This is a genomic window from Vibrio sp. GJ43-1, assembly GCF_055808835.1.
The window spans coordinates 1,899,054-1,920,713 of record NZ_CM147884.1; the positions used below are offsets into that span (position 1 = coordinate 1,899,054).

A 21,660-nucleotide genomic window follows, 5' to 3' on the forward strand; every position below is an offset into this window, starting at 1 on the left:
AATTTGACGGGTCTTGCTGCTAATCTGCAGGCGCTTTTGATGACGCCATCAGTAAGCACTATAAAAATAAGGAGTAATTATGACTAATGCAAAGAAACCAATGTCACTCACGACACGAGTGATTATCGGTATGGTTGCTGGTATTTTAACGGGCTTCGCAATTCGAGGCTTATTTGCTGAAAATGGATTTGTCGACGCATACATTGTAAATGGTCTTTTTGAAGTTGGCGGTCAAATCTTTATTGCCAGCCTGAAAATGCTTGTTGTGCCACTGGTCTTTGTTTCTCTTGTTTGTGGTACTAGTTCACTAAAAGATGTGACAACACTCGGTCGATTGGGCGGAAAAACAGTTTTGTTTTATGTAGCGACAACCGCGGTTGCTATCACATTAGCCTTGACCATGGGAACATTATTCCAGCCAGGACAAGGCGCTGATTTAACCGCAGCCAGTACTTTTGCTTCCGCAGAGGCTCCGTCGCTAGGTCAAGTGATCATCGACATGTTCCCAACTAACCCGATCAGCGCAATGGCTGAAGGGAAAACACTTCAAGTTATCGTGTTTGCAGTACTGTTTGGTATTGCTATCAGTGCGGCTGGTGAGCCAGGTGAACGCATTGCAGCTATGTTTAGAGATTTGAACGATGTCATAATGAAGCTTGTTGCTTTACTGATGAACATCGCACCTTTTGGTGTCTTCTTCCTAATGGCTAAGTTATTTACTCTAGTTTGGGGCTGAGTGCCATCTTTAACTTGGCTGAATATTTCCTAGTATTGACTGCTACATTATTGCTACACGGCCTTGTTACTTATAGCGTGTTGTTAAAGTCATTCACGGGCCTGAGTCCACTGACATTTTTGAAAAAAATGGAAGATGCGATTATGTTTGCATTTTCAACGGCATCATCCAACGCAACCATTCCGGTTACAATGGAAACGGCGCAAAACCGTCTAGGGGTAGACAATAGAGTGTCGTCATTTACCATTCCGTTAGGGGCAACCATCAATATGGATGGTACTGCAATCATGCAAGGTGTCGCGACAGCATTTATTGCTCAAGCGTTTAACATCGACCTGACGATGGGAGACTACTTGACAGTGATTCTAACGGCGACCATTGCCTCAATCGGTACTGCTGGCGTTCCTGGTGTAGGTTTGATTATGCTAGCGATGGTTCTTAACCAAGTTGGCTTACCTCTTGAAGGCATTGCTTTAATTATGGGTGTCGATCGTCTGCTTGATATGATCCGTACGGCGGTCAATATTACACGGTGATAGTGCAGTAACATGTATTGTAGCCAAATCTGAGGGTTCGTTAGATATTGAGAAATTTAATGACCCGGCAGCAGGACAAAAAGAAGAAACCGTCGAACTAGTTCGAACGTAAAGTAGCATAATAACAGCGTTATTTTTCATAACGTTCGAATAGAGATAAAAACCAGTGAATAGACATTCACTGGTTTTTTTGTTTACATTAAACGGTTTTTAAATAAAAGTGGGCAACTCGTTGGGAGTACCAACGTTATGGCCAGTGGCAAGACGCGAAAGGTGATTGTAGTGTCTGCCAGTGGTTCACCATCTAAATTCGTTGGCATGATACTGTCTGACTCCCACTCAATGGTTTTAACTTGGTTACGTTTTACAAACTGACCAGAAAAGTGGTCTTCTTGCATCAACTCATCGAGAACGGTTGGAATATCAGAAGGCGCAAACTCTTCTAAAGAAACAACATCTAAATATCCATCATCAATATACGCCGTAGGGGCAAGAGCTTGTCCGCCCCCGGCCATACGACCATTGCACACAGCCCCAATAACAATATGACTCTCGACAGTGTGACCGTCATATTTCACGGTGCCCTGAAAGGGTTGAAAGTTGATCGCTTGAACGAGTCCGGCTAGTGTGTAGGCGCCACCACCCAGAAAGTTCTTTAAAGGAATAGGGGTGTTTGCGGTCACTTGTGCACCAAAACCCGCCGTCGCGATATTAATAAAGTGTCGCTGATTCGCTTGAGCGGCGTCCACAGCGAACGCTTTTCCGGTGAGTGCGAGTTTTAACGCGTCATAGGGGTTGTCGGTTGGAATAGTGCAGGCGCTTGCAAAGTCATTAGCGGTTCCCAGCGGCAAAATCGCTAATTCTATGTTAGCGGCCTTGTTTCTCAGTAAAGCGTCGACCACTTCGTTGACGGTGCCGTCACCACCGCCCGCAATAATACGCTGAACCCCTTGTTCGTAAGCTTCTGTGACTAATCGGTTAATGTCACCAGCTTCCCAAGTCACGCGCACTTCAATACCATAACCTTCAGCACGAAGTTGGGTCACCGCTTGTCTAATATCATCTTGTGCGGCTTTTTTACCGTTCAGAAGTAGGCGTATCGTCATGATGGCTCCATCGTATTGTGTGATTGTGAAGTAGATGACAGTGCTGTATTGATGATAGCGTTATCCATTACAGCACTATTCTTGTTACGACAATTTAACTACCAGAATCTTTGTTACTAGAGTACAAAAGTTTCAATGGCTTTGGCGACACCGTCGTTGTCGTTACTATCGGTAATATAATCGGCTAAGGCTTTGGTTGCCTCCATAGCATTTGCCATTGCCACGCCTTTTCCAGCAAACTTAATCATATGGTGGTCGTTTTCAGCATCACCGAAACACATCACTTGATCGGCGGAAATACCCAGTTGTTTTGCGACAACACTAACGCCTTCTCCTTTATTGCTTAAAGGATTAAGAAACTCTAAGAAGAATGGCGCGCTTTGCACAATAGTATAGGTGTCTTTAAACGAACTCGGAATATGAGCAATGCCTTCAGTTAGTTGACTAGGTTCGCCTACAATCATTGCTTTGATGATGTGGTGGTCATCTTCTAATTGGTCAAAATCGTACACTGTGATATCGAGCTTGTTGATCTCGGCTTCATGATCGGTATAGGGATTTGACTCAGTTGTGATAAGGCCTAGCTTTTGGCTAAATGCATGGCAATATAAACCAAGTTGTTTGGCAAGAGAGGCGATCTCTTTTGCGCTGCGTCCATCGATGATTTGTTGGTGAAGAACCTCACCACTATGCGTTCTTTGCACAAATGCACCATTGAAGTGAATGATGTAGTCATCGGGTGAATTTAGCCCTAACTCATTGACTGAATCAAGCATCCCATTGATTGGACGACCGGATGCCAGTACGACAGTAACGCCTTTTTCTTTCGCAGATTGAATAGCGCGCTTAGTGCGCTCGGAGATTTTTTTATCAGACGTGAGGAGGGTGCCATCCATGTCAATGGCGATGAGTTTATACACAATAACTTACCTTAAAATAAAACAATGCCGCTAGAATAAAAAAACTCTAAGAGAACTACCAGACATTTAGCTGATGACTTTGTATTGAATTTCTAATACGCATACTTTAAGGTCTGCACATCGGTTATCAATAGTCATGATTAGCAGCGTTTAATGAATAATATGCAATACAAAATCAACGAAATGTTTGAAACCATTCAAGGTGAGGGTGTTTATACTGGTGTCCCTGCGGTGTTTGTTCGTTTACAGGGATGCAGTGTCGGTTGTGCTTGGTGCGATACTAAGCAGACCTGGCTGGCGGAGAAGGATGATGAGCGAACATTTGGAGAAGTCATTGTAAAGCAAGGCGATGATCCTACTTGGTACTCTGCTTCCGCGAGCGATGTGATTGCTCAGTACAAAGCATTGGGTTACAACGCTAAACATATTGTTATCACCTCTATGGCGAGCCATGTGAATTTGATCTTCTTCCGTTAACTCAGGCCTTTGAGTCGATCGGCTGTCATTGTCAGATTGAAACCAGTGGTACATCCCCAGTTAGCGTTACCGAAAATACATGGGTGACAGTGTCACCAAAGATAGCGATGAAAGGCAAGTTACCAGTCCTACCATCAGCGCTAGAAAGAGCAAATGAAATCAAGCACCCAGTGGCAACGCAGAAAAATATAGACCAGCTTGATGAACTACTCGTAGGTGTGGCATTAAAGCCTAACGTTGAGATTGCCTTACAACCCATCAGCCAAAAATTACGGGCGACTGAGCTGTGTATTGAAACGTGTATTAAGCGTAATTGGCGTCTCTCAGTTCAAACACATAAATATCTCAGTATCGCGTAATAGGATTAGGAATAACGAGAATGAAAAAAGCCGTCGTCGTATTTAGTGGGGGGCAAGACTCCACTACGTGTTTAGTGAAAGCGTTGCAGGAGTACGATGAAGTACATGCCATTACGTTTGACTATGGGCAGCGTCATAAGTTAGAAATTGAAGTCGCACAAGCATTAGCCAAAAAGCTGGGTGTTGCCGCGCATGAAGGTTATGGATGTAGGTTTGCTAAATGAACTCGCGATAAGCTCACTTACCCGCGATGATATTCCTGTGTCACATGAACTTGGTGAAAATGGCTTACCAAATTCATTTGTGCCAGGCCGTAACATTTTGTTTTTAACGCTTGCTGGAATATATGCATACCAAATTGGCGCACAGAGTGTGATTACAGGGGTCTGTGAAACGGATTTTTCTGGCTACCCTGACTGTCGTGATGAGTTTGTAAAGTCGATGAATACGGCTTTAATTCAAGGGATGGATAGAGCGTTTACTATTGAAACACCACTTATGTGGTTGGACAAAGCCGAAACGTGGGCGCTTGCTGACCAGTATCAAGCGTTAGCGTTAGTACGTGAAGAAACGCTCACTTGCTATAATGGCGTGATTGGAGATGGGTGTGGGGATTGTCCTGCGTGTGATCTTCGGAAAAATGGGCTACAGCACTACTTGGATAACAAACAAGCTGTGTCAGACTCTCTAACGAAAAAGCAAGCGGGATAAACGGTATTGTTTACAAAAGGTATTGTTTATAAACGGTATTGTTTAATAGGTATGTAATTTAGTATTGACATAAAAATAGAGGCAAAAGCCTCTATTTTTATATGTGTTATGAGTTACGCGTTCTATTTCAGGTACAGCTTAGCGAGATCAGATGGTTCTAATTCTTTACCATCTAACTGTGTGTTCCAGTTTGCACCAATTAAAACCCCATCTTCAGCAAGAGTTAGTAACCAATCTTCCACAAAGATATCTAACGGAATGTGTAACACTTCAAAATCGGCCCACTCTTCGACATTATGTAATTTTGCTTCTTCTTCTGAAGACCAAAATGGCATTACTTCAGAATTTTCGAATTCCGTTGAGTCACATGCCAGCCAACCTTCTTCGTTTCGTAAACCCCAAACTAGCTCAGTAGCTTTGGTTTCACGAATGAAAAGTTCTAGGTTTTGCGCGACATCTGAAGTCAATTTGCTCATGATTTTTATACTCTTAGTAATAACTGCGTTAAGAGTAGCACGAGTTGTAAAAGAACTAAATGAACGGCATTAAAAAGGGCAGTCGATTTGACTGCCTTTAAAGAAAATAGCGCCAAAATGGACGGCTACTTGTCAATTTTGGTGAATATGGTCCATTGTTTTTCTACTTCACCCTTGTAGCCGACGACAGATGCGACAACTTTTCGGTTCATTGCATGAGAGAACTCATTCGAACCAAGCTCTTCTGGCTTGGTGTCACCGAATCCGACAATAGTGAGCCTGTTAGGCGAGATACCATTATTGATGATCGCTTGCCTCACCGCATCGGCGCGGTTTTGAGATAACACTAAATTCTTTTCTGGATTACCAACAATGCTGGCATAGCCTTGAATTTCAATGGTGGTATCTGGGTAAGTTTTGAGGAAATCGGCCATTTGGCGAATTTGATTTTGAAAAACAGATTTGATTGTTGTCGAGTTATTGTCGAATAACACTCTAATCGCCATCGATTGGGTTGTATCTATGTGTTTCTCGCAGCCGTCGTTATCGATTACTGAACCATTAGGGGTAACGACACATAAGTCTCTGGCGTTAATCACACCATCACTATCATCGTCAATTAAATCTGCTTTTTGATCTGCTAAAGGGGTGGGGATGTAGTCGTACTCATCCTGAGCATGAGTGGTCGCGGTTGAGGTGGCAGAAAATGCCACTAGGCTACAAAGTAACAGTAAGTTTTGTAGTTTCATGATTTAGTACTCCACCTTTTCATTCCACTCTTGCGGGGTATCAATACGTAGCCCTTGTAATAAGTTACCAGTCGCATTCATGACGCGATATTTAGCCAATTGTTCGGCATACTTCGCGTCCAGATACCCTTTTCTCGCTTCGAATAGTTCATTTTCGGTATTGAGAACATCAAGAAGGGTTCGTTTACCTATTTTGTATTGTTTTTGATAGGCCACAACGGTATCGGATGCAGAATCGACGTGATCAGCTAAAAATTCCTTTTGTTGCACCGTGAATTCTAGTCCGGTCCATGACAGATTTAACCCTTCTTCAACCATACGAAACGTACGGTCACGGAAATCTTTGGCCTTGTTTAATTGATAAGCTGCGGCTTCTGTACGGTCGGAATCAGATCCTCCGTTATACAGATTGTAACGCATTCGAACCATGGCTCTGGTTTCGTTATCAGTGCCGATGTTACCGCCAGCGTCATCACGCCAGTTGTGACCCGCATCAATGTAGAAAGTCGGGTAGTTGACACCTTTGGTTTGTTGATATTGAAAGCGAGCTGAGTCGACATCGACCTGCGAAATTCGAATGACAGGGTGTTGCTCTATGGCGATTTTAAGGGCTTGATCGACGGTTGGTGGAATAGCGTTAAGGTCCGCTTGTGGATATTTCAGGCCAAGTGGGATTTGTCCAACGATGCGCTTAAATTGTGTATGGGTGTCAAATAAGTTATTTTGCGCGGCAAGCAAATTCCCGTGAGCTTTTGCAATACGTGCTTCAACTTGCGATAAATCGGCAGTAGACCCTATTCCGGAATCCACGCGTTTTTTAATGTCGGCAAAGATCTTTTTGTGTACTTCTAAGTTAGCTTCAGACAGCGAGAGTATTTCATAAGCTTTGGTTGCCTCTAGATAAATTTTAGAGACCTCTAGCGCGATATCAGACGCGTCAGCTAAAAGTTGATAGCGCACAGACTCGGCTTCCGCAGCCGTTCTGTCCATATCGTTTAACGTTTCGTTACCATCCCATAGTAACTGAGTAAGGCTAATGCCTACTTCCTTTCTGGTCAGGCTCTCATTTCTATTATTGAGCGAATCCGCACGATCAAAGTCAGTTCGCTCATAACCAATACCACCATCCAAGTCTACTTTGGGCCTGTAGGCGCCTACGGAGGCTTCGGCGTCATATCGCTTACTTACATACTCATTGTATGCGGCTTTGATCTCAGGGTTGGTCGCTAACGTGGTGGCAACGGCTTGCTCCAGCGTTTGGCTAGCCGCAGGTAAACTCGTCGCGATAAAACAAGCGATAGTCGAAATGGTTAACTTGTTCAATGTAATTCTCCTTAGCCCTTAAACAAAGTGTTTGCTTTGATAGGGTTCTTATAATGAACATGCATTAGTTAATCCCACAGTTTGATAATGTAAGTTAAGTCATTAGGTTACGGTATCTATAGATAAACTATAGTGACCAATGACATAATTTCAAATAGGAACTGCAATGTTAGTGTATCCAAATTAAGACTTTGAGTGTCTTTTTTGAATGCAGCATGAAAATACAAACATATTATTGAAAATAGTAGAGAAATTCGGTTGTTCAATGGTAAGTCTGCAAAAAAGTCTCAAAAATGAGACGGATAGGGCATAAAAAAACCACTCATGTGACAATGAGTGGTTTAATGGTTGTTCCAGAGTGTCGCGGTAGCAAGTTTTTCACTACAGTACTTTGCAGGCAAATCCTTTTAGGTAGAAGCCTTCTGGGTAAGCTGTGTCTGTAGGGTGATCCGCAGCTTGCTCAAATCGTTCAACGAATTTCACTGAACGGCTGCAGCGTCTAGTGCTGCGTCGGCGATGATTTTTTGGAATAGATTTTGATCCATTAAACCGGAGCAGGAATAAGTTAATAGCGTACCACCGGGTTTTAGAATTTGCATGGCGAGCATGTTGATATCTTTATAGCCTCGACAAGCTCCATTGAGTTGTGCTTTGGACTCTGCAAATTTAGGTGGGTCCATGATAACGACATCAAATTTGGTGCCTTGGTCACGGTACTCTCTTAGCAGTTTAAAGACATCGGCATTTAAGAATACGGCCTTTTTCTTTTCCGTGAAACCGTTGAGTTCCGCGTTGTGTTTGGCCGTGTCTAATGCGAGCTGTGACACATCCGCATTAATGACGCGAGTCGCACCACTTTTCAGCGCGTAAAGACCAAAGCCACCCGTATAGCTAAAGCAGTTTAGTACTTCTTTACCTTTAGTGTACTTCTGTGCTTGATAGCGGCTATCGCGTTGATCAAGATAAAACCCAGTTTTATGCCCTTTAATGATATCGACACTAATCTTTACCCCGTTTTCTTCGATTACGACAGGCTCCAGAGGCTCGTCTCCAAGCAAAACGCCAGTGCGCTCTTTAAGGCCTTCTTTTACGTACAGATACGTCTGAACGTTCGTAAATCGAACACTCTGGAAAGCAGATATGCAAAGCTTCAACAAGGGCGTCTTTTTGATATTCTGCGCCTGCACTGAGTAATTGACAGACGAGGTACTGGTTGTACTTATCAATGGTGATACCTGGTAAACCATCTGACTCAGCCGCGATGAGGCGATAGCCAGTTAAGCCATCACGCTCAATAATGTCTTCTCTGAGTAGCTGAGCAGTTCGGATGCGAGATACGAAAAAGTCTACATCGATCGCTTGTTTTTCAAAGCTCCAAACGCGCGCGCGAATTTGTGAATTTGGTGAAAATGCCGCTTTAGCGAGCCATTCTCCGTTGTCCGCAAAGACATCAACCGTTTCACCAAGAGAAGGTTGCCCATCGACGCGGGAGATACCGCGTGAAAAAATCCAAGGGTGTTTACGTCTTAGTGATTTGTCGCGACCTTTTACGAGATGTATTGCAGGAGCCATGAGATGCCTTACGTGTTAGTACAATAGAAAGGGTGGGCTATTTTGTGTGATGTCGCAGACAAATGCAATGATGTGGCCATAATGACTGTGTTTAAATACGGTTTAAGTTCAGATTAGGCCAATATATTCGCTATATTCTAAGAGTGGTAACATTAGGGATAATCTTATGCCGGATATTTGTAAGAAGTTTATTGTTGAGGGACACGTGCAAGGTGTGGGTTTTCGGTATCACACTTGCCATGAAGGACTGAAATTAAATACAACGGGATATGCAAAGAACCAACCTGATGGCACTGTGGAAGTGATGGTATGCGGTCGACCGACAGATGTTGATGCATTAGAGCGATGGTTGATGACAGGCCCAAGAACCGCACATGTTCAACGTGTGGTGCGAGAGCCATGCGAATATCAGCTATATCGAAGTTTCAAGATCCTCTAGCCGCATCTGAGGCTCGAGTGTGAACTCAGGAGCTGAATTTGCTGAATTTCTACCGCCTGAACGAACGTTAGTTGGGCATTATTGGTGAGTTAGATACATAGCTTAGCTAAACACATAGTCTAGCTAAATGCATAGTCTGGCTAAATACATAGTCTAGCTAGACATTCTCAGGTTAGTTGAAAATTATAGGCACTTCGCTGGCTTTGGTAGTCCGGCCAATTTCGTTGCTTGTTTTGTAGGTCCCTTTTTAAAGAGTTTAAATAAGTACTTGCTGTTACCTTTTTCCGGACCGTGCGCTTTTTCCATTGCTTTTACCAACATTCGAACCGCAGGGGAAGTATTGAACTCTTGGTAAAATTGACGAACAAACATCACGACTTCAATATGCGCGTCGGTGAGTTCAATGTTTTCTTCTTTAGCAAGAATAGCAATCATGCCTTCTTCCCACTCTTCAAAGTTCAGTAGGTAGCCTTCCGCATCTGTTTCAATGCTTTTATCTTGGTATTGGATCATAGTATTAATCAGTATGTTGGACTCGCTAGGATGTTAGCTCAAATTAAAACACAATTTCAAGCCAGTAATGAGTGTTGCCTAACGATTGAATGGGTGTTGCCGCTAGGCGGTAGGAAAAGTGAAGAGGTAAATAAAATGATAAGTAATAAAAAACCCGAGATAAACTCGGGCTTTACAATCAACGCATCGTCAACAAACTAGTCGTCGTTCATGATGCCAAGAATACTTAGCAGGCTGATGAAGATGTTGTAAATAGAGACAAAAAGCGTAACGGTTGCAGAGATGTAGTTAGTCTCGCCGCCACGGATAATGCCTTGTGTTGTCATCAAAATCGCCATCGTTGAGAACACGATAAACAAGCTACTAAGTGCTAAATGCATGATAGTGGATTGAATAAAGATGCTGGCAATCATACCTACAATTAGTACAACAAATAGTGACAACATTAAGCCGCCAAGCATTGACAGGTCGCGTTTAGTTGTCAGCGCATACGCAGATGCCGCTAAGAACGACAAGGCTGTACCACCGAGAGCGGTGACAATCACATCGCCCATGCCCGCGCCTATATACATATTTAGCAATGGACCAATGGTGTAGCCCATAAAGCCTGTAAATAGGAATGTGAACACCAACCCCATTGAGTTATCACGGTTTTTCTCAGTCAAGAAAAGTAGTCCGTAAAAGCCAACCAGAGTGATAATAATACCAGGGCGAGGTAATCCCATCGCCATAGAAACACCAGCGACTACCGCAGACCAAAGTAAAGTCATAGATAGTAGGGCATAGGTGTTGCGTAATACTTTGTTCGTTTGCAGAACGCTCGCTTCTGACGAAGTGCGAGATACCATAGGACCGTTCATAATCTTCCTCGTAGATGATTAACTTTCTTATATGACTAGTTATGGGGCCGATTGTTCAAAAAATCAAGCTTTACCATTATAAGTCACTTTACAAAATCATAATAAAAATAGTTGCTTAAGTATGTAGTAAGATGTAACACAATATGTCTGCATTGCAAATGCTTGAATCCACAAAAAAAGGCGACGTTTCCGTCGCCTTTTCGTTAATGAGGCTTTAATGGTGCAAAATTTGGCTCAAGAAGTTTTGCGTTCGGTCTGATTGCGGGTTTTCGAAGAAATCGATAGGGTTGTTCTCTTCGATAATTTCACCCGCGTCCATGAAGATAACTCTGTCGGCGACTTCTTTTGCAAACCCCATTTCGTGAGTAACACACAGCATGGTCATGCCCTCATCTGCAAGCTCCACCATGACGTCGAGTACTTCTCGAACCATTTCAGGATCGAGTGCTGAAGTGGGTTCGTCGAACAGCATAACCTGAGGACTCATGCATAGTGAGCGTGCAATGGCAACGCGCTGTTGTTGTCCGCCGGAGAGTTGACCAGGGTATTTGTCTGCTTGATCAGGGATCTTTACACGCTCTAAATACTTCATTGCTATTGACTCAGCTTCTTCTTTAGGCATTTTTTTAACCCAAATTGGCGCGAGTGTGCAGTTTTCTAACACAGTTAAGTGCGGAAAGAGGTTAAAGTGTTGGAAACACATGCCGACTTCTCGTCTTACTGCTTCGATATTTTTTAGATCTTCCGTCAATTCAGTGCCAGATACAAAAATGTTACCGGCTTGATGCTCTTCTAGGCGGTTAATGCAGCGAATCATGGTCGACTTACCAGAGCCAGAAGGGCCACAAATAACGATTTTCTCGCCTTTTTTTACTTCTAGGTTAATATTTTTCAGTACGTGAAACTCACCGTACCATTTGTTCATGTCCTTCAGTTGGATCATGTAATCTTCTTGTTGCGTCATAATACGTCCTTGAATTTCCGTTTTATCGTTTGTGATCGGTATGCAGTTTATTCTCTAGCCATATCGAATATCTCGACATGCCAAAGCAGAATACCCAGAACACTAACGCGACAAATACATAACTTTCGGTAGAAAAACCTAACCACTCAGGGTCGGTGTTTGCTGCCTGACCAATACCCAATACATCAAACATACCGATGATGAGTACCAAACTGGTGTCTTTGAAAAGACCGATAAACGTGTTCACAATTGAAGGGATAGTGATCTTCAATGCTTGGGGTAGTACGATTAACCCCATTTTTTTCCAATAGCTAAGACCTAGTGCGTCAGCGGCCTCGTATTGCCCTTTGGAAATCGCTTGTAACCCTCCTCGGACAACTTCGGCCATGTAGGCTGCACTAAATAGAACTACACCTATTAATGCACGAATCAGCTTATCTGTTTCGGTTCCTTCTGCTAAAAACAGCGGAAGCATAACGGAAGCCATAAATAGGACGGTGATGAGCGGTACACCACGCCAAACTTCGATATACACTGTACAGATACTGCGGATAATCGGCATTTCTGAGCGTCGCCCGAGAGCCAAAGCCACACCAATAGGTAGGGAGACGATAATCCCGACCAGTGCGATGATTAGCGTGACAAGTAGGCCTCCCCATTTATGGGTATCAACGACCTCTAGGCCAAATACGCCGCCATACAGTAGGGCGCCTGCGATAAACGGATAAATGTTTACAAAAAACAACCAAATCCACAAGCGCTTAGGCGTACCTTCGTAGGCAAGCAATGCGACGAAAATCGCGAGTGTTGCGTAAAAAAGCTGTGGTCTCCATAGCTCAGCTTCTGGGTAGAAACCGTACATGAACTGGTCCCAGCGTACACTGATGAATACCCAACAAGCCCCTTCTCGTGAGCATGCATCTCGAGTAGTGCCTACCCAATCGGCATTAATAAATGCCCAGTTAGCAACCTGCCAAAGCAATGTAATGCAGATGTAACTCACAATGATGGTCAGTATGGAATTGACTGGCCCATCAAACAAGTTTTTCCGGAGCCATCCGACAAGACCTACCGTATTGGCTGGTGGCGGAAGGTCGGGCTGAAATTGATGCTGCGACATATTATCTCTCCACCAAAGCGACTTTACGGTTATACAAATTCATCAACGCAGAAGTGACTAAACTTAAGGTCAGATAGACTGCCATCGTCATCGCGATAACTTCAATCGCTTGCCCCACTTGGTTCAGTGTCGTGCCAGCGAAAACAGACACCAGGTCTGGATAACCGATAGCCATCGCTAAAGATGAGTTTTTGGTTAAGTTAAGGTATTGACTCGTTAAAGGCGGAATGATGATTCTCATTGCTTGCGGGATCACGACGAGCTTCAATGTGCGAGTGCGAGGTAAACCAAGAGACATCGCAGCCTCAGTTTGACCATGATTGACAGCATTGATACCGGAACGAACGATCTCAGCGATGAAAGACGCAGTGTAGATACTAAGCGCAATGGTTAATGCCGCTAACTCTGGGATGATGCTAATTCCGCCACGGAAGTTAAACCCTTTTAATACGGGATATTCTGCAGAAATTGGCATGCCCATAATAAAGTAGGCGATGAGTGGTAATCCAACGAGTAACCCTAAGGCGATACGTAACATTGGAGTTTGTTGCCCAGTTAATCTTTGTTTGTTTTTGGCCCATATACTTACGCCAATTGTAGCGATTAGACCAATGATGAAAACACCAATGACAATACTACTTCCAGCTTCCATAACAGGGGCAGGGAAGTACAACCCACGAACGTTAAGGAAAATAGCTTCCCCTAGGCTCATACTTTGTCTTGGCGAAGGAAGCGCCTGAAGAACGGCAAAATACCAAAAGAAGATCTGCAGCAGTAGTGGGATATTTCGGAATATCTCAATGTAGACGGCGGCGAATCGGCTCACAAGCCAGTTAGAAGAAAGACGAGCAATACCAATTACAAAGCCCAATACTGTCGCGAAGAGTATACCAAGGACAGAGACAAGAGCCGTGTTCAGTAGCCCAACAAAAAAGGTGCGACCATAAGAAAACGTTTCATCGTATTCAATGAGTGTTAACCCAATACCAAAACCCGCTTCTTCAGAAAGAAAATCAAAACCAGTGGCGATGCCTCGAGCCGCAAGGTTGTCGAGAGCATTAGTGACAATAGTATAGAAAAAGGCTCCAAGCGCTACAATTGCAATAGCTTGGAAAACGACGGAACGAAAGGTAGGGTTGTACAGGAGATTTGCGCTTTTCGCAGGTTTTGCCTGCGTTGCGACTTGAGTATTAGTAGGTTTCATACAGCTATAACCTCAAATCCTTTGAGAAAGGGCGGATAAACCGCCCTTGTTTTGGAGCATTATGTATTTCAAAGCACTAATTGTAGTGCAAACAACTGACGGCGACGTTTGCTTTCAGCTATTTGATACGTTTAGCGGATTGGTGGCGCATACATGAAGCCACCAGCATTCCAAAGTGCGTTGACACCACGGTCAATTGCCAGTGGAGAGCCTGTACCGACAGTTCGCTCGAAGCTTTCACCGTAGTTACCTACTTGTTTGATAACTTGGTAACCCCAATCATCATTAATGCCTAGACCTTTACCTTTCGGCCCATCAACGCCAAGAATACGCTTGATGTTTGGATCGGTCGATTTCAGCATTTCATCCGCATTTTTCGAGGTAATACCATATTCTTCAGCATTGATCATGGCGTTTAGTGTCCATTTAGCAATGTTGAACCATTGGTCATCGCCTTGGCGAACAACAGGACCTAGAGGCTCTTTAGAAATGATTTCTGGAAGTACGACGGCTGCGCTAGGATCTTTTAGGTTAAGTCTTAGAGCATATAGACCGGATTGGTCAGTCGTCAGTACGTCACAACGTCCGGCGTCAAAGCCTTTTGATGTTTGTGCCGCAGTATCAAATACCACTGGCTTGTATGACATACCGCTGTTACGGAAGTAATCGGCTAGGTTGAGTTCAGTCGTTGTACCTGATTGAACACAAACAGAAGCGCCATCGAGATCTTTAGCACTGGTCACACCCAGATCTTTCATGACCATGAAGCCTTGACCATCATAATAGTTAACGCCGACAAAGTTTAGACCCAGAGCAGTATCACGGTGTAGAGTCCACGTAGTATTACGTGACAGTACATCAATTTCCCCAGACTGAAGGGCAGTAAAACGCTCTTTTGCGGTTAGTGGGACATATTTTACTTTAGATTTATCACCAAGTACTGCCGCTGCAACAGCTTGACAGTATTCAACATCAATACCTTCCCATTCACCTTTTGAGTTAGGGTTGGAGAAGCCGGGAAGACCCGTACTCACACCACAAGTTAAAACGCCTGCTTTCGTGACCTTTTCTAGCGTGCTGTCAGCCGCGGAAGCTGACGTGCTTACCATAGCAGCTGAAGCAGCTACCAAAGATGCAATTAGAGTGAGGTTCTTTGCCATTGTGTATCCTTCCTGTAAGTTCCGTGTAAATCAGGTCCATCCTGAATACAATGTGCTAATCATTGTTTTGTGCTGGTCATGATTTTGGTGCATCCTAAGTTCTTAATATTCGAACTAATTTTCTACCAGTTGTAACAACCGTTTAAAGCGTAGATAATGTTTTATGATTTCTCAAATTATTAATTTAAAAGATGTTTTGAGTTGTCACACGACCTTAAACCATTGTTAGAATGACGAAGTGTAATAGTTTTGTAAATAGTGCAACTAAACACCAATCTAGTGCGATAGAAGTAGATTTGTTAAAAAAACGTTAATTTAAAATACTAGCTTGTTTTTTAGGTCAAACACTGGATATTGCGCTAATTATTGCTGAAAATTCAGTGAAAAATTGTTTTGTGACGAATGTCTCGGTGACAAAGCTGCACCATTCTGGTGAGTTTGAATGAATAGTTATTTCGTTTTGAAAGGGAAATTTATGCGTTACTTTCCACTGTTTATGGATCTACTTGAAAAGCCTGTACTCGTGATAGGCGGAGGGGAGGTTGCTTGTCGTAAAATTGATATGTTGTTACGTGCGGGTGCGCAGGTAACGGTTGTGTCGCCTAAGATAGAGCCTTATCTGGCTCAATTAGTAGGTAATGATAAGTGTCATTGGATACAGCGGTTTTATGAGCCAGAATTGATGACAAGCGATTACGTACAAGTTTGGGCGACAACCGATAATCCTAGCTTGAATCATCAAGTGCATAAAGATGCAAAAAAGTTACGTATTCTTGTTAATGTTGTCGATGATACGCCTTATTGTGACTTTATTACGCCCTCGATAATAAACCGAGGACGCATTCAAATAGCGATTTCGAGTGGTGGATCTTCTCCTGTTCTCATTCGAGGAATACGTGAAAAAATAGAAACCGTTTTGCCCATGAATACTGCGCAACTCGCAGATTTTGCCGCCAGTAAGCGAGCTGACATTAAGCAGCGTTTTCCTTCAGTTGATGAGCGCCGCAAGTTCTGGGAGCTGTTTTTTAGAAAACCAGACGTGATGTGCTGTGTTAATAATCAAGATATTGAACAGGTTTATCAGCGAATGGTTGAGCAACCTAGGTGACATTTTCCGAGTCATGTACGTGGATTGAGTTTGGTGATGACCCTGAACTTCTGCCGCTAAGAGCATTACGCTTGATGCAAGAGGCAGAAATCGTATTTTATGATAGAGCCTGCCCATTTGGTTTTGTTGATTTGGTAAGACGTGATGCAGAAAGGGTGTCTTTTCACGATATTACTGAGGCGGCAGAGCATATTCGCCAATGTAAAGTCGATGGACAGAGGGTGGTGGTATTTATCGACCCGGCTTCGTCAGCTTATCGTTTGCTTAAAGAAAGTGATAATGTGATTGAGTTGGGGCGCATAAAATAAAAAAGGGCACCTGCCCTTTTTTATTTTGCCTGTTTGTCGCTCTAGAAAGGAGCAACAAACGGTGGTGGTCTACAGATTAGTCTCTGAAGTTATCGAACTGGAAAGGCTGTCCGAGCTCACCCGTTTTAACGAGTTGCATTGTCGCTTGTAAGTCATCACGTTTTTTACCCGTTACGCGAACTTTCTCGCCCTGGATCGAAACTTGTACTTTGATTTTTGCGTCTTTCACCGCTTTTACGATCTTTTTAGCAACGGCAGTTTCAATACCTTGTTTAAATTCAATGTTTTGGTGCCAAAGCTTACCAGACTGCTCTGCTGTTTTAGACTCCATTGAACCCACATCGACACCACGTTTGGTAAGATTGCCACGTAAGATGTCACGCATTTGTTTTAGTTGAAAGTCACTTTCGCAAGACAGTTTAACTACTTCACCGTTTAGTGTGAATGATGCTTCAACATTACGGAAGTCAAAGCGGGTAGTGATCTCTCTATTTGCGTTATCGACAGCATTACGCAATTCAACCGTCTCTATCTCAGAGATAATATCAAATGATGGCATGTTAAATTTCCTTACTATTACGTTGTTTTACCGCATCGGCGAGAATGTTAAGCATATCAACAGTGTCGCTCCAACTTAGACATGGGTCAGTGATTGACTTCCCATATTCGAGGTTATTGATGTCGCTCATGCTCTGATTACCTTCTTCAATGAAGCTTTCGGCCATGATACCCGCAACTTTGTGAGAGCCTGCGATGATTTGACGACCGATTTCTTCTGCAACATCAAGTTGCTTGCGGTGCTGCTTTTCACAGTTCGCGTGGCTGAAGTCAACAACTAGGCGCTGAGGTAGGTCAAATGAAGCAAGCTGTTCACAAGCTAATGCGATAGCGCCCTCATCAAAGTTTGGACCTGTATCTCCACCACGTAAAATGATATGCCCATGCGGGTTACCGCTCGTGCGGTAGACCGTCATTCGACCATTTTTATCGGGTGAATAGAAATAATGTGAAGCACGTGCCGCTCGGATCGCGTCCATAGCTATTTTGACGCTGCCATTGGTGCCATTCTTAAACCCGACTGGGCAAGATAGAGCAGAGGCCATCTCTCTATGGATTTGAGATTCTGTTGTACGAGCACCGATCGCTCCCCAAGTGATAAGGTCAGCAATGTATTGCCCTGTTATCATGTCGAGAAATTCAGTTGCCGTCGCTAAACCCAATTTGTTGATGTCAAGTAATAGGCCACGTGCTTTGTTTAAGCCAGCTTCAAGGGCGTAAGAGCCATCTAGGTTTGGATCGGTAATCAAGCCTTTCCAACCAACAACCGTACGTGGTTTTTCAAAGTAGGTACGCATCACAATGAAAAGCTCATCGCGGTATTGGTCTTGAATCGCACTTAGGCGTTTAGCGTAATCAAGCGCAGCCTCTGTATCGTGGACAGAGCATGGACCAACAATGCAAAGAAGACGGCTATCTTCTCCGGATAGAATGTTTTCAATCTGACGGCGAGAATCGGCAATTCTTGTCGCGACATCATCTGTAATGGGATGAGTCGTACTCAATTCCAACGGAGTGGGCATTGGGCCTAGTGCCTGAGTTCTTAGTTCGTCTGTTTTTAATGGCATGGGGCAGCCTACGTATTAATTTCGAAGCGGTAAAGATAGCGGAAATGCCGAGTCAAATAAACTATTAATGGTAATCTCCTTAGCTGACGAGGGATTAGCGCTAAATATGGCCACATAATTGATTAAAAATAACACAATTGTCGGAATGTATGGACTGAGGCATAAATAGTTCATGATTATTGTTAATCATGCCTTGTATTCATATGGTTGAGTCGGTATTTTGCTTTTAGTTAGAGTTAAGAAAGCACGGAGCAGTCATGAGTTACGAAAGCGAGAAAGAAAGTCAAAACATTCCCTTAGCATCACTGAGTCTTGGTCATGTTTTTCCAAGTTATTCAGACACCGCTGAGGCAGATCATTTGTATGTATCAATTGCTGAACTTATTATGGAAAAAATATTTTTCCATCCTGACTATGCTCAACTTGGTAGTGAGCTCGATAACGTCGAATTGGATGCTATCAATGCATTGCTGGGCGGACGTGAAGCACCGGACTTTTTTGTTGAAACTCTTGTCGCCGAAATTGTCTCGGCAGTTCAACCTTGCCATAAAGTCGTTCGTATAGAGTTGAATGACGCGGATAGCTATGGCATGAGCGCCTTGCTTGGTGGCAAAGTTGAGTCTGAAGAAGTTAACCCAGCGCTTGGCGTGCGTGGTGTCTCTCGTTTCGCCTCAGCAGCCTATAGCGCAACGTTCGCGTTAGAGTGCCGAGTTCTAAAAGTGTTGCGAGAGCAGGGAATTAATGTCGAGATTATCGTGCCTTGCGTCAGAGCGTTGAGTGATGCAGCCAAAATCATTGATCAACTTGCCGAGCAAGGTTTACCACGTGGGCTTAACGGCTTAAAGATTTTGTTTGCTTGTGATACGCCATCTGCCGTTTTGTTATCGGAGCGTCTATTGCAGTATTTTGACGGATTAGTGTTAAAAATAGACAACTTGACTCAGTTAACACTTGGCGTAGATCGCCACCAAGACGAGCTTGCTCACTTGTATGACCCACAGAGTGAGGCCGTATTAAAGCTGGTTAGAGATGCGGTGGTTACGGCAAAAGACGTAAAAAAACCTGCTATTGTGGTTATCGGTTCACTTAATGATTACCCCAATCTCGCCCTACAATTAGAAGAGTTAGGCCATATAGACGTCTATGTGACCGCGTAACCAATGACCGAGTCTGCTTCCCTAATATTCTTATTTCTTAGTATTAATTTGGGACTCTTGAATATAACAAGGCTAATGGCTCGTATGCCTTAGCCTTTAACTTTCTAGGCGTTTCACCTTAACTTTCTAGACGTTTCACCTTAACTTTCTAGACGTTTCACTTTAGCGTTCAGCTTTCACCTCAGTGTTTATAAAAGCGGTCATGTCACTTCTGTTATCTTCTGTTATATAGTGATATCGTATTTTAACCCCTTCATTTCCTTAACATTTCTTTGACATCTTTGGTGGTTTTTAGTTTACTGGTCGGATGAGCTTTCTCGTAAAGGACTAGGACATGTTATCACCGCTTCGTAAAGCTAACTTATATCTCACTACTTTCGGTTTATTAAAAGTGCCTTTTATTTGGTTATGCCGCCCTAAAATTATTCATTTAGACCAAAGTAAGGTAGAGATTAAAATTCCTTTAAAGCGACGGACAAAAAATCACTTGAATAGCATGTACTTTGGCGTGCTCGCCGTTGGCGCAGATGTTGCTGGTGGGTACATGGCAATGAACAAAGCACAGCAGAGAGGTGAAAGGGTGTCTCTTGCCTTTAAAGAGGTGGAAGGTAAGTTTTTTAAACGCCCAGAAGCAGACGTTCATTTCATTTGTGATGATGGGGTGTTGATTGATAGCATGCTAGACGAGACATTAGCAACTGGGGAGCGGGTGAATCAGCCAGTAAAAATTACCGCCATTTGTCCATCACTACACGGTGATGAACCTATGGCTGAATTCTCACTGGTGTTATCGTTGAAAAAAATCGTTAAGAAAACCGTCCATTAAAAGGGTAGATGAACGCTAGTTGCCTCGTGGCTAAAGTGGTATCTGTTCGATATCGACAATCTTTGAACGATTGAGAATAATCTTCCACCGATAATACAGGGGTTCCGTATCGTAATTATTCTCCTTAATGATTAAATTAAGGAGATGGCGCTTTTCTAACGACTCTTTGACCACTTGGCCTTCTTGTAAGCGGAAGAAACGGTTATTACTTTTGTCCATAAGGCGAGTTAGCGTCCGAAAATTAATGTTAATCACTTCACGGGTTTGATCATAACCACTAGTAAACTTCGACGTTGCCATGGTGGTATGAGTACGATAGTGAAGAATCTTTTCCTCTCTCTGGACCACTCGTTTTTTTCGTATTGTTTTGATGCGATCAGGCAATCGGTCAAACGACACAAAATCCAACCATTCAATTTTTCGGCCCACTTCTTTTTTGGTTGTCGGGTCTATATAGCGTCTACGCCACTTTGGCTTACCTCGCTGGATCCAACGCCACAAAATGTCTCTTAAATCGTCCTTAAACACTTCACGAAGTGCGTAGATGACCGATAGGACTAAGATAAAGGAGGCGGTAATTTCACCAAGGTAATCCCTTGCCAAAATAACAGCAGTGGTGACGAATAGCATCACGAGCCCTGTTGCTGAGCCCTTGATGAAACGCTTAGTGTTGTTACCCATTGAGGTCAGCTTTTCTTGCAATACGATAGGGTGTTCGATCAAACGCCGTAGTAGTCGCATTTTATTACTTAGGCGAGTCGAGTCTTTACGAACTTGCTCGGAGTTATAATTATTGAGGTTTCGGTGTGCTTGTTCTTTCTCAACAATGGTGATGAGGCGCTCTTTGAGTGGTGTATAAGACTTACTGTTGGGTAAGGCAACAACAAGCGACAAAAATTTTTGACCAGTATACCAAGAAAGATAGTTGTCGATATTGGCATAATAGCGCTTAAGACTCTCTTCATAAGGGACTGCCCGACGCATTTTTCGTAAAATATCGATGGCTAATTCGATGACTTCATCAATTTCGTCTGCGGTGACTTCTTCTTTTGAAGAGTTGATAAGTGTAGATACCGCATTATCTAACGCGAACACATACTGATAGGCGAACAGGCTCAAACTCACTCGGTATTGAGTGTTGGATAAACGGCCACGCTTAGCGAGTCGAGAGTGAATAAGCGGTAGCAAGGTTTCTGTACTGAAATATGTGCGCTTTTGCGTGAACGAGTTGTGATAAAAGTCTGACTCGGAAACTTGGTGAGACTCTAAATCGAGCTCTCCAGGAATAAATAGAAAAACATCTAAGTCTAGGGTTTTAGTATTCGCCATCGCATGAGCGATTTTTAGCGTGATGGCATCTTGTTTATCGACAGAAATCAAACAACTTCTCCGTTTGTATTGATACGGTTAA

Annotated in this window: 17 protein-coding genes and 5 pseudogenes; 7 read left to right on the plus strand and 15 right to left on the minus strand. The window is 43.3% G+C overall.

Annotation, left to right across the window (positions count from 1 at the left end; translation table 11 throughout):
- Nucleotides 1-79 precede the first annotated feature (79 nt).
- Nucleotides 80-1,384: pseudogene (locus AC0L66_RS09205) on the plus strand (dicarboxylate/amino acid:cation symporter).
- Between the two features lie 82 nt (nucleotides 1,385-1,466).
- On the opposite strand, the gene yegS reads toward AC0L66_RS09205, so the two are convergent.
- Together yegS and AC0L66_RS09215 are read right to left on the minus strand one after the other, a co-directional pair.
- A complete protein-coding gene (gene yegS / locus AC0L66_RS09210; RefSeq protein ID WP_473567025.1) occupies nucleotides 1,467-2,378 on the minus strand; it encodes a lipid kinase YegS in 912 nt (303 codons plus the stop codon).
- A gap of 116 nt (nucleotides 2,379-2,494) precedes the next feature.
- Nucleotides 2,495-3,298 (minus strand): Cof-type HAD-IIB family hydrolase, encoded by an 804-nt coding sequence (locus AC0L66_RS09215; RefSeq protein ID WP_265672897.1) that lies wholly within the window; start codon nucleotides 3,296-3,298, stop codon nucleotides 2,495-2,497.
- Nucleotides 3,299-3,451: 153 nt separating this feature from the next.
- Between AC0L66_RS09215 and queE the strand changes: the two are divergent.
- Nucleotides 3,452-4,134: pseudogene (queE, locus tag AC0L66_RS09220) on the plus strand (7-carboxy-7-deazaguanine synthase QueE).
- A 20-nt stretch (nucleotides 4,135-4,154) separates the two neighbouring features.
- Nucleotides 4,155-4,845, plus strand: a pseudogene (queC, locus tag AC0L66_RS09225) (7-cyano-7-deazaguanine synthase QueC).
- 122 nt (nucleotides 4,846-4,967) lie between these two features.
- Here queC and AC0L66_RS09230 read toward each other — a convergent pair.
- The 4 genes and pseudogenes from AC0L66_RS09230 to AC0L66_RS09245 all read right to left on the minus strand — a co-directional run bounded on the left by AC0L66_RS09230 (nucleotide 4,968) and on the right by AC0L66_RS09245 (nucleotide 8,965).
- Nucleotides 4,968-5,321: a DUF2750 domain-containing protein gene (locus tag AC0L66_RS09230; RefSeq protein WP_265672894.1), complete on the minus strand. Its 354-nt coding sequence runs from the start codon at nucleotides 5,319-5,321 to the stop codon at nucleotides 4,968-4,970.
- A gap of 125 nt (nucleotides 5,322-5,446) precedes the next feature.
- Nucleotides 5,447-6,070 (minus strand): OmpA family protein, encoded by a 624-nt coding sequence (locus AC0L66_RS09235; protein WP_473567027.1) that lies wholly within the window; start codon nucleotides 6,068-6,070, stop codon nucleotides 5,447-5,449.
- A gap of 3 nt (nucleotides 6,071-6,073) precedes the next feature.
- The gene (locus tag AC0L66_RS09240) at nucleotides 6,074-7,393 is read right to left on the minus strand and encodes a TolC family outer membrane protein (RefSeq protein WP_473567029.1); all 1,320 of its coding nucleotides are present in this window, start codon (nucleotides 7,391-7,393) and stop codon (nucleotides 6,074-6,076) included.
- 381 nt (nucleotides 7,394-7,774) lie between these two features.
- A pseudogene (locus tag AC0L66_RS09245) lies at nucleotides 7,775-8,965 on the minus strand (class I SAM-dependent methyltransferase).
- A gap of 166 nt (nucleotides 8,966-9,131) precedes the next feature.
- Between AC0L66_RS09245 and yccX the strand changes: the two are divergent.
- On the plus strand, nucleotides 9,132-9,404 hold the full coding sequence (gene yccX, locus AC0L66_RS09250; protein ID WP_265672890.1) for an acylphosphatase: 273 nt from the start codon (nucleotides 9,132-9,134) through the stop codon (nucleotides 9,402-9,404).
- 183 nt (nucleotides 9,405-9,587) lie between these two features.
- Here the strand turns inward: yccX and AC0L66_RS09255 are convergent, their stop codons facing one another.
- The 6 genes from AC0L66_RS09255 to AC0L66_RS09280 all read right to left on the minus strand — a co-directional run bounded on the left by AC0L66_RS09255 (nucleotide 9,588) and on the right by AC0L66_RS09280 (nucleotide 15,225).
- Nucleotides 9,588-9,917 carry a TusE/DsrC/DsvC family sulfur relay protein gene (locus tag AC0L66_RS09255; protein WP_473567031.1) on the minus strand — a complete coding sequence of 110 codons (330 nt, stop codon included), beginning with the start codon at nucleotides 9,915-9,917 and terminating at the stop codon, nucleotides 9,588-9,590.
- A gap of 197 nt (nucleotides 9,918-10,114) precedes the next feature.
- The gene (locus tag AC0L66_RS09260) at nucleotides 10,115-10,777 is read right to left on the minus strand and encodes a Bax inhibitor-1/YccA family protein (RefSeq protein WP_265672888.1); all 663 of its coding nucleotides are present in this window, start codon (nucleotides 10,775-10,777) and stop codon (nucleotides 10,115-10,117) included.
- Between the two features lie 214 nt (nucleotides 10,778-10,991).
- The gene (locus AC0L66_RS09265; RefSeq protein WP_265672887.1) at nucleotides 10,992-11,741 is read right to left on the minus strand and encodes an amino acid ABC transporter ATP-binding protein; all 750 of its coding nucleotides are present in this window, start codon (nucleotides 11,739-11,741) and stop codon (nucleotides 10,992-10,994) included.
- 22 nt (nucleotides 11,742-11,763) lie between these two features.
- Nucleotides 11,764-12,861: an amino acid ABC transporter permease gene (locus AC0L66_RS09270; protein ID WP_473567033.1), complete on the minus strand. Its 1,098-nt coding sequence runs from the start codon at nucleotides 12,859-12,861 to the stop codon at nucleotides 11,764-11,766.
- 1 nt (nucleotide 12,862) lies between these two features.
- Nucleotides 12,863-14,065 carry an amino acid ABC transporter permease gene (locus tag AC0L66_RS09275; protein WP_265672885.1) on the minus strand — a complete coding sequence of 401 codons (1,203 nt, stop codon included), beginning with the start codon at nucleotides 14,063-14,065 and terminating at the stop codon, nucleotides 12,863-12,865.
- A 131-nt stretch (nucleotides 14,066-14,196) separates the two neighbouring features.
- Nucleotides 14,197-15,225, minus strand: coding sequence for an amino acid ABC transporter substrate-binding protein (locus tag AC0L66_RS09280; protein WP_428750735.1), 1,029 nt, complete (start codon nucleotides 15,223-15,225; stop codon nucleotides 14,197-14,199).
- 475 nt (nucleotides 15,226-15,700) lie between these two features.
- Here AC0L66_RS09280 and AC0L66_RS09285 point away from each other — a divergent pair.
- Nucleotides 15,701-16,641, plus strand: a pseudogene (locus AC0L66_RS09285) (precorrin-2 dehydrogenase/sirohydrochlorin ferrochelatase family protein).
- 76 nt (nucleotides 16,642-16,717) lie between these two features.
- Here AC0L66_RS09285 and AC0L66_RS09290 read toward each other — a convergent pair.
- A complete protein-coding gene (locus tag AC0L66_RS09290) occupies nucleotides 16,718-17,200 on the minus strand; it encodes a YajQ family cyclic di-GMP-binding protein (protein WP_250619013.1) in 483 nt (160 codons plus the stop codon).
- Nucleotide 17,201: 1 nt separating this feature from the next.
- Nucleotides 17,202-18,266, minus strand: coding sequence for a 3-deoxy-7-phosphoheptulonate synthase (locus AC0L66_RS09295; RefSeq protein ID WP_265672883.1), 1,065 nt, complete (start codon nucleotides 18,264-18,266; stop codon nucleotides 17,202-17,204).
- A 257-nt stretch (nucleotides 18,267-18,523) separates the two neighbouring features.
- Here AC0L66_RS09295 and AC0L66_RS09300 point away from each other — a divergent pair, with 257 nt between their 5' ends.
- A complete protein-coding gene (locus tag AC0L66_RS09300) occupies nucleotides 18,524-19,423 on the plus strand; it encodes a putative PEP-binding protein (RefSeq protein ID WP_473567036.1) in 900 nt (299 codons plus the stop codon).
- A 334-nt stretch (nucleotides 19,424-19,757) separates the two neighbouring features.
- Nucleotides 19,758-20,249 carry a PaaI family thioesterase gene (locus AC0L66_RS09305; protein WP_265672881.1) on the plus strand — a complete coding sequence of 164 codons (492 nt, stop codon included), beginning with the start codon at nucleotides 19,758-19,760 and terminating at the stop codon, nucleotides 20,247-20,249.
- Nucleotides 20,250-20,279: 30 nt separating this feature from the next.
- On the opposite strand, the gene AC0L66_RS09310 is transcribed toward AC0L66_RS09305, so the two are convergent.
- Nucleotides 20,280-21,629: a hypothetical protein gene (locus AC0L66_RS09310; protein WP_265672880.1), complete on the minus strand. Its 1,350-nt coding sequence runs from the start codon at nucleotides 21,627-21,629 to the stop codon at nucleotides 20,280-20,282.
- Nucleotides 21,630-21,660 lie beyond the last annotated feature (31 nt).